At 38.8% G+C, this 5,494-nt stretch carries 7 protein-coding genes; 5 read left to right on the forward strand and 2 right to left on the reverse strand.

Going from position 1 to position 5,494, the window contains the following annotated elements:
- Positions 1-266: 266 nt before the first annotated feature.
- The gene (locus tag ACUVXA_RS15465) at positions 267-854 is read right to left on the reverse strand and encodes a winged helix-turn-helix domain-containing protein (RefSeq protein WP_445872181.1); all 588 of its coding nucleotides are present in this window, start codon (positions 852-854) and stop codon (positions 267-269) included.
- 196 nt (positions 855-1,050) lie between these two features.
- On the opposite strand from ACUVXA_RS15465, the gene ACUVXA_RS15470 reads away from it, so the two are divergent.
- From ACUVXA_RS15470 to ACUVXA_RS15480, 3 genes are all read left to right on the forward strand, one after another.
- Complete coding sequence (locus ACUVXA_RS15470) at positions 1,051-2,076, forward strand: inositol-3-phosphate synthase (RefSeq protein ID WP_445872182.1); 1,026 nt, start codon at positions 1,051-1,053, stop codon at positions 2,074-2,076.
- A 71-nt stretch (positions 2,077-2,147) separates the two neighbouring features.
- Entirely contained in the window at positions 2,148-2,909 is a 762-nt protein-coding gene (locus tag ACUVXA_RS15475; RefSeq protein WP_445872183.1) for a phosphocholine cytidylyltransferase family protein, read from the forward strand.
- Positions 2,869-3,501: a CDP-alcohol phosphatidyltransferase family protein gene (locus ACUVXA_RS15480; protein ID WP_445872184.1), complete on the forward strand. Its 633-nt coding sequence runs from the start codon at positions 2,869-2,871 to the stop codon at positions 3,499-3,501. The genes ACUVXA_RS15475 and ACUVXA_RS15480 overlap by 41 nt, the downstream gene beginning before the upstream one ends.
- 228 nt (positions 3,502-3,729) lie before the next feature.
- Here the strand turns inward: ACUVXA_RS15480 and ACUVXA_RS15485 are convergent, their stop codons facing one another.
- Positions 3,730-3,939 (reverse strand): hypothetical protein, encoded by a 210-nt coding sequence (locus ACUVXA_RS15485; RefSeq protein ID WP_445872185.1) that lies wholly within the window; start codon positions 3,937-3,939, stop codon positions 3,730-3,732.
- Here ACUVXA_RS15485 and ACUVXA_RS15490 point away from each other — a divergent pair.
- Positions 3,924-4,436 (forward strand): YkgJ family cysteine cluster protein, encoded by a 513-nt coding sequence (locus ACUVXA_RS15490; RefSeq protein WP_445872186.1) that lies wholly within the window; start codon positions 3,924-3,926, stop codon positions 4,434-4,436. The genes ACUVXA_RS15485 and ACUVXA_RS15490 overlap by 16 nt on opposite strands.
- Before the next feature lie 250 nt (positions 4,437-4,686).
- The gene (locus tag ACUVXA_RS15495) at positions 4,687-5,415 is read left to right on the forward strand and encodes a PHP-associated domain-containing protein (protein ID WP_445872187.1); all 729 of its coding nucleotides are present in this window, start codon (positions 4,687-4,689) and stop codon (positions 5,413-5,415) included.
- The last annotated feature ends 79 nt before the right edge of the window (positions 5,416-5,494 follow it).

The raw sequence follows: 5,494 nt of genomic DNA on the forward strand, positions 1-5,494 counted from the left end.
CGCTTAAAAACCGTTTCACACAGCCTTAGACCAACCAAAGATAGAAATCAATGCTGTTGCATAATTTTATTTTTTCCAGTTTTTCTTCTGTTTTTCTTAAAAATTTCAGCTTAACAACGTTAAATTAGCGAAAAATCACCAGAATATATAAAAGAAATAAAAAACAAAAATTGTGCAACAAGGCATAAGAAACATGAAAAAATTATAAAAAATTTTGGGAAGTTATGTTTCAAATTAATAGTTAAAAACGGTTTGTTTTATATTTCTTAGTGTTCATTTTCAATTGAAAGTTTCTTAAGTTCCTTACTGTTTTTGGCGAGTTCATTGAAACTCTTCTGGTAAATTTTAAAAGGCAGTATTTCCTTATTTGAATCATTTGATTCTTCTTCTGATAAGTTTTCGCTTACATTATAAATCTCTTCCGCTAGTTCCTCCGCAAGTTTTTCTCTGTTTTGGTAAGCCTCTTCCAACTCCCTGCTCTCTACCTTTTTTGATGTGCTTAAAGCCACAAAAAATCCTATTAGAATGTTTTGTGTGTCTCTTTTAATCTGTTCTTTTATTAGGGGTGTGGCTTTGTTGTAGTTTGGTATAAATAGTAAGTAGTTTGATTGGTAAAACTTTTGAACTATGCCATGCTTTTCTACTTCGGTTTTTTTCACCGAAATTAGACCCGCATTTTTTAACTGCTTGAGATGATATAGTGTGTTTGACTTGTTTATATTCATGTGTTTCGAAATCTGGGTGAGGGTCATAGGTTCTTTTAAGAGTAGTTCCAGTATCCGTTTTTTGAAGTGGTCGGCGATTAGTTCGATTTCTTCAGGTTTTTCAGTTAAAAAAATTTTTGCGTTAGCCATTATGACTCCTCTAACAATAATTCCTCTTTTTATTGTGATATTCCCCTATTTTTAAAGTTATCTATTTTTAATCGATAGAAAAATTTATATTGGTAAAAAAATTTATACTGATTAAAAATTTTCATCAAAAATCGGGGTGGTGAAAAGTTGAAGAATATGAGTTGGGTTAATAGGTATTGGAAACTGTGCCTCAGCATTGGTTCAGGGTGTTCAACTTTATCAGAATGCAGATGACGATAATGAAATCCCTGGATTAATGCACGTAAACTTTGGAGGATACCACATAAGCGATATAGAATTCTCCGTTGGATTCGAGGTGAACAGACATAAAATAAACAGAGCCCTATCAGAAGCTATACTAGCTCCACCAAACTGTTGTGCTAGATTTTCTCAAGTTCCTCATTTAAACGCAGAGGTTTTGCCAGGACCAATACTGGACGGGGTTGCACCCCATATGCGCGAATCTTTCTACTGCTACTCCGATAATACAAACCCAGTGGACGTTATCGGTGCTCTTAAGGAAACGAAAACCGATATCCTAGTCAACTTCTTACCAGTGGGTAGTGCTCAGGCAACCAGGTATTACGCCCAGTGCGCCCTTGAAGCCGGAGTTGCCTTTGCGAATTGTATTCCCGAGTTTATCGCCTCTGATCCTATGTGGGCTAGTAGGTTTGAGGAAGCTGGTTTACCGGTAGCTGGTGACGACATTAAAAGCCAGGTGGGAGCAACGATAATTCACAGAGCTCTTACACAACTTCTGATAGATCGGGGAGTGAAAATTGATGAAACCTACCAGCTGAACATCGGGGGAAACACGGACTTCGAAAATATGACCGTGGAAGAGAGGCTAAAAACTAAGAGAATTAGCAAGACAGAGGCAGTCACATCGCTCGTTCCATATAAGATTCCTGTTAGAATTGGTCCCAGCGACCATGTTCCCTTCCTAGGGGATAATAAAATCTGCTACATTTTTATGAAAGGACGCAAATTCGGAAACCAACAAGTGAGCATCGACTTGAAGCTATCCGTGGAGGATTCACCCAACAGTGCGGGAATGGTGATAGACGTGGTGAGAGCGGTTAAATTGGCGTTGGACAGAAACATCAGTGGACCCCTGATAAGCATTTCCTCTTACGCTTTCAAACATCCACCCCAACAGTTTCCAGACAGTGTAGCCAGAGAACTAGTTGAAGAGTTTATTTTGGGCAGAAGAAAAAACTAATTCACACATCCGGCTTCAGATGTTTCTTATTGGGTTAATAATCATTCTTTTAAAATTTTGAGGAGTGAAGGATGGCAATCTGTAAAGCTGTTATAATAGCGGCTGGGCCTGGCAAAAGGTTGATGCCCACTACTGCTAATATGCACAAAACTCTTATACCTTTTGCCGGTAAGCCGCTTATTTCACATATTCTGCTATCGGTTAAAGAGTGGGGAATATCTGAGGTAATAGTGGTTGTAGGGTATATGGCCAAAACTGTTAGATTTTTTGTGGGTGACGGCAGGGTCTACGGCCTTAGAATAAAGTATGTCAATAACCCCAACTATTACATGGGAAACGGTATCTCTATGCTGAGTGCAAAAAGGAAAGTGGGCTCTAAACCTTTCCTATTACTCATGTCTGACCACCTGTTCGATAGTAATATTCTGGGAAAGATCATTTGTGAAAATGAATTTTCACTTTGTGTGGATTCCGAAATGCACTATTTACTAAATCCTGATGAGGCTACAAAAGTTCTAATGGACAAGAAAAATTACATTTTAGACATAGGGAAGAATTTGCAGTCGTGGAACGGTGCTGATGTCGGGATATTCCTATGTGAACCAGTAATTTTTGATGCCATAAAAACTCTGAGAAAAGAAAGGTACAAGGTAAGCTTAACAGATGCCATAAAATTTCTAGTAACGGATTATGGTTTTCCCATCAGAGGTCTGGATGTTTCAGGAAGTTTCTGGCTGGATATCGACACACTAGATGATTTCAATCATGCAAAGCGGATTCTTGGTGATGCAAGTGCGGGAAAAGTGGGATGGCATAATTTCCCAACACATTAACAGAAAGTTTTCCCAACCCTTGGCAGCACTTCTCGCTAAGCATCCAAAAATAACGCCAAACATGGTAACAGTGGTAGGCACCCTAGTGGCTTTAGCTTCCGGCTTGCTCTTCACCCTAGAATTTGCTTGGCTGGGAGGGATTCTGGCACAGTTATCCTCGATAATCGATGGTGTGGATGGAGATTTAGCCAAGCTTACTGGTAGAATAACTCCCTTTGGAGGGTTCTTGGATTCCATACTTGATAGATACGCCGATGTGGCGATATTTGGAGGTATGACCCTCTTTGTGTTCAAACAAGTAGGGGAGCAGTATGCTATTCTGTTAGGATTATTTGCCATAATAGGTTCCTTCTTGGTTAGCTACACTCGTATTATGGCAAAAAATATTAGCGAAAATTTTTTTGAAGGGAAAGTTGCCCAGTACCTAGCTAACAGAGATGTGAGACTTTTTGTGGTAATGGTTGGCTCACTTCTAAGCATAGTAACCTCCACCCTACTGCTCTACACTCTACTCGTTATCGTGGCAATAACCACCATAACCATCATAGTGAGAACAATTGAAATTTATAAAAAAGGTTTCAAACTGTTTTGAAGCAGAGCAATCATTGAATTGGACTCGAAAAATATTCAAGAACACACTCACAGATTGTTTCCTATTAAAGCTGGGCTCAATACAGTAATTATGTTTTCGCCTAGGGTGTGTGTAGAATGAGATAGTTTGCTTAGCTTTTATTATATGTTCCAGAATCGGTAAATAAGCCATAAAAACCCTTCTTCACATTTTGCCAAATAGGTAAAAACATATTCTTCTGCAAAAATATTAAAATCCACCTTCAAGCCTACTAATAATATTTATAAAAGGGCATCCCTCTAAAGTAAAATTTGGAGATCCCCCTACTATTGGATGAAAAACATTGAGAAAAAGTTCACCTGATTGGTAATTTGAACCCGCATCAGCTAAGATTTTTACTCCAAAAAGAGATTTACAAAACTGGTTAAGGAGGAATTTCTGAATTGCTGTTGCAACCACAAATTCAGTCCTTTTCTCAATATATTCCATGGAGTGAAATAAAATCTTGGCGCTGTTTAGGATGTGGTGTTTGTTGTTGGCGATTCAATGCAGTTCTCAGCCCTTTTGAGTACGTCCAATTTCTCCAAACCTTCGGATCCGAGGTTATTGAAATAGATAGCTTGGGGAACCCTCATATTAGAAAAATTGAAAATCGATGCATGTTTCAAACCTACTCTGGGCTATGTGCTCTTCAACCATTAGGGATGAAGCCTCTGGCTTGTAAACTCTGGCCCTTCGCCGTCTATGGAGAAGAGAACTCGCCGAAGCCGCAGGGAGAAGCGACTTTCTACCACCGAGGACACAGATACTACATTTACGTCAATCCTCAATGCTTGGGTGTCAACATGGGGCATCCTAAGGAGTATCTCAGCACCCTTCATGAAGTTGTGAACATATCTTTGGACCCCCTGCATGAACAGAAGTACTCCACATTTCATTACATTATAAGTGCCTAGTGTATAAAACCTAGCTAAAAATATTTCATTCCAGCTGATTTTCTAAAAGTTGAGGAAACTTTTCCATTTTAGAATAATATAAATTCTGAAACCTAAAGTCCACTCCACCGATTATTATGGCGGTGACAACATCAAACTTTATTATGAAAAAATTTGGAGGACTATAAAAAATCGAAATAAAATAACTAGCTAAAATAATCGCTAAAAAATTAACCACTCTTTAAAACCGTTTTAATGGGTTGGAGCATCAATGAAGAAATTTGATCTTCACGTTCACACATGTTGTTCCAAGCATGACAGATGGGGAGTTGATTGCTTGAACACCCCTAGAGAAATGGTAGAAGCAGCAATTAGAGTTGGGCTGGATGGAATAGCGGTTTCAGACCATAATACAACCCGAGGAGGTTTGATGGCAGCTAAAGTTGCTAGAGAAATGAAAAAGGATTTTTTAGTAATCCCCAGTTTAGAAATTAAAACTAAAGAGGGAGACATTCTAGCTCTGGGAGTATTAGAAGAAGTCAACATAATTGGTAAGGCCATGACCGCGGGTGAAGCTGTTGAAAAAATGAGAGAAAGATGTGCAGTGCTGATTGCTCCCCATCCTTACAGTCGTGAAGGTGTCGGTGAAGCCTTGGTTGAGAAGCTCAAATTTGATGCATTAGAAGTCTTTAATTCTAGAATGCTTTCACGGCACAATAAGAAAGCGAAAGAATTGGCGTTTAAATTGGGATTGCCCATGATTGCTTGCAGCGATGCACATATCGTAGACGATGTGGGAAACGGAATTACCGGTATAAATATTAATGAACTTTCAATAAACTGTGTGAAGAAAGCCCTGCTGGAAGGCGATATTCAAATATTTAAAGAGGAGCGTTCTAGAAATCGGGCACAAGAACAGTATTTAAAACTGTGTCTCCTACTGGGAAAAATAAGGTCACCCCCTTGTGAAGAAAAATTGAAGCGTGCAGTAGAAAAATAATTTTAAGGTAAGCAGAACGAAAAGCGGGACCCCGTCTTAGGTATGTAGTTTTTCTGGTTGTTGTTTGTCTTATGTAGGG

This window comes from Candidatus Jordarchaeum sp. (assembly GCF_052745115.1).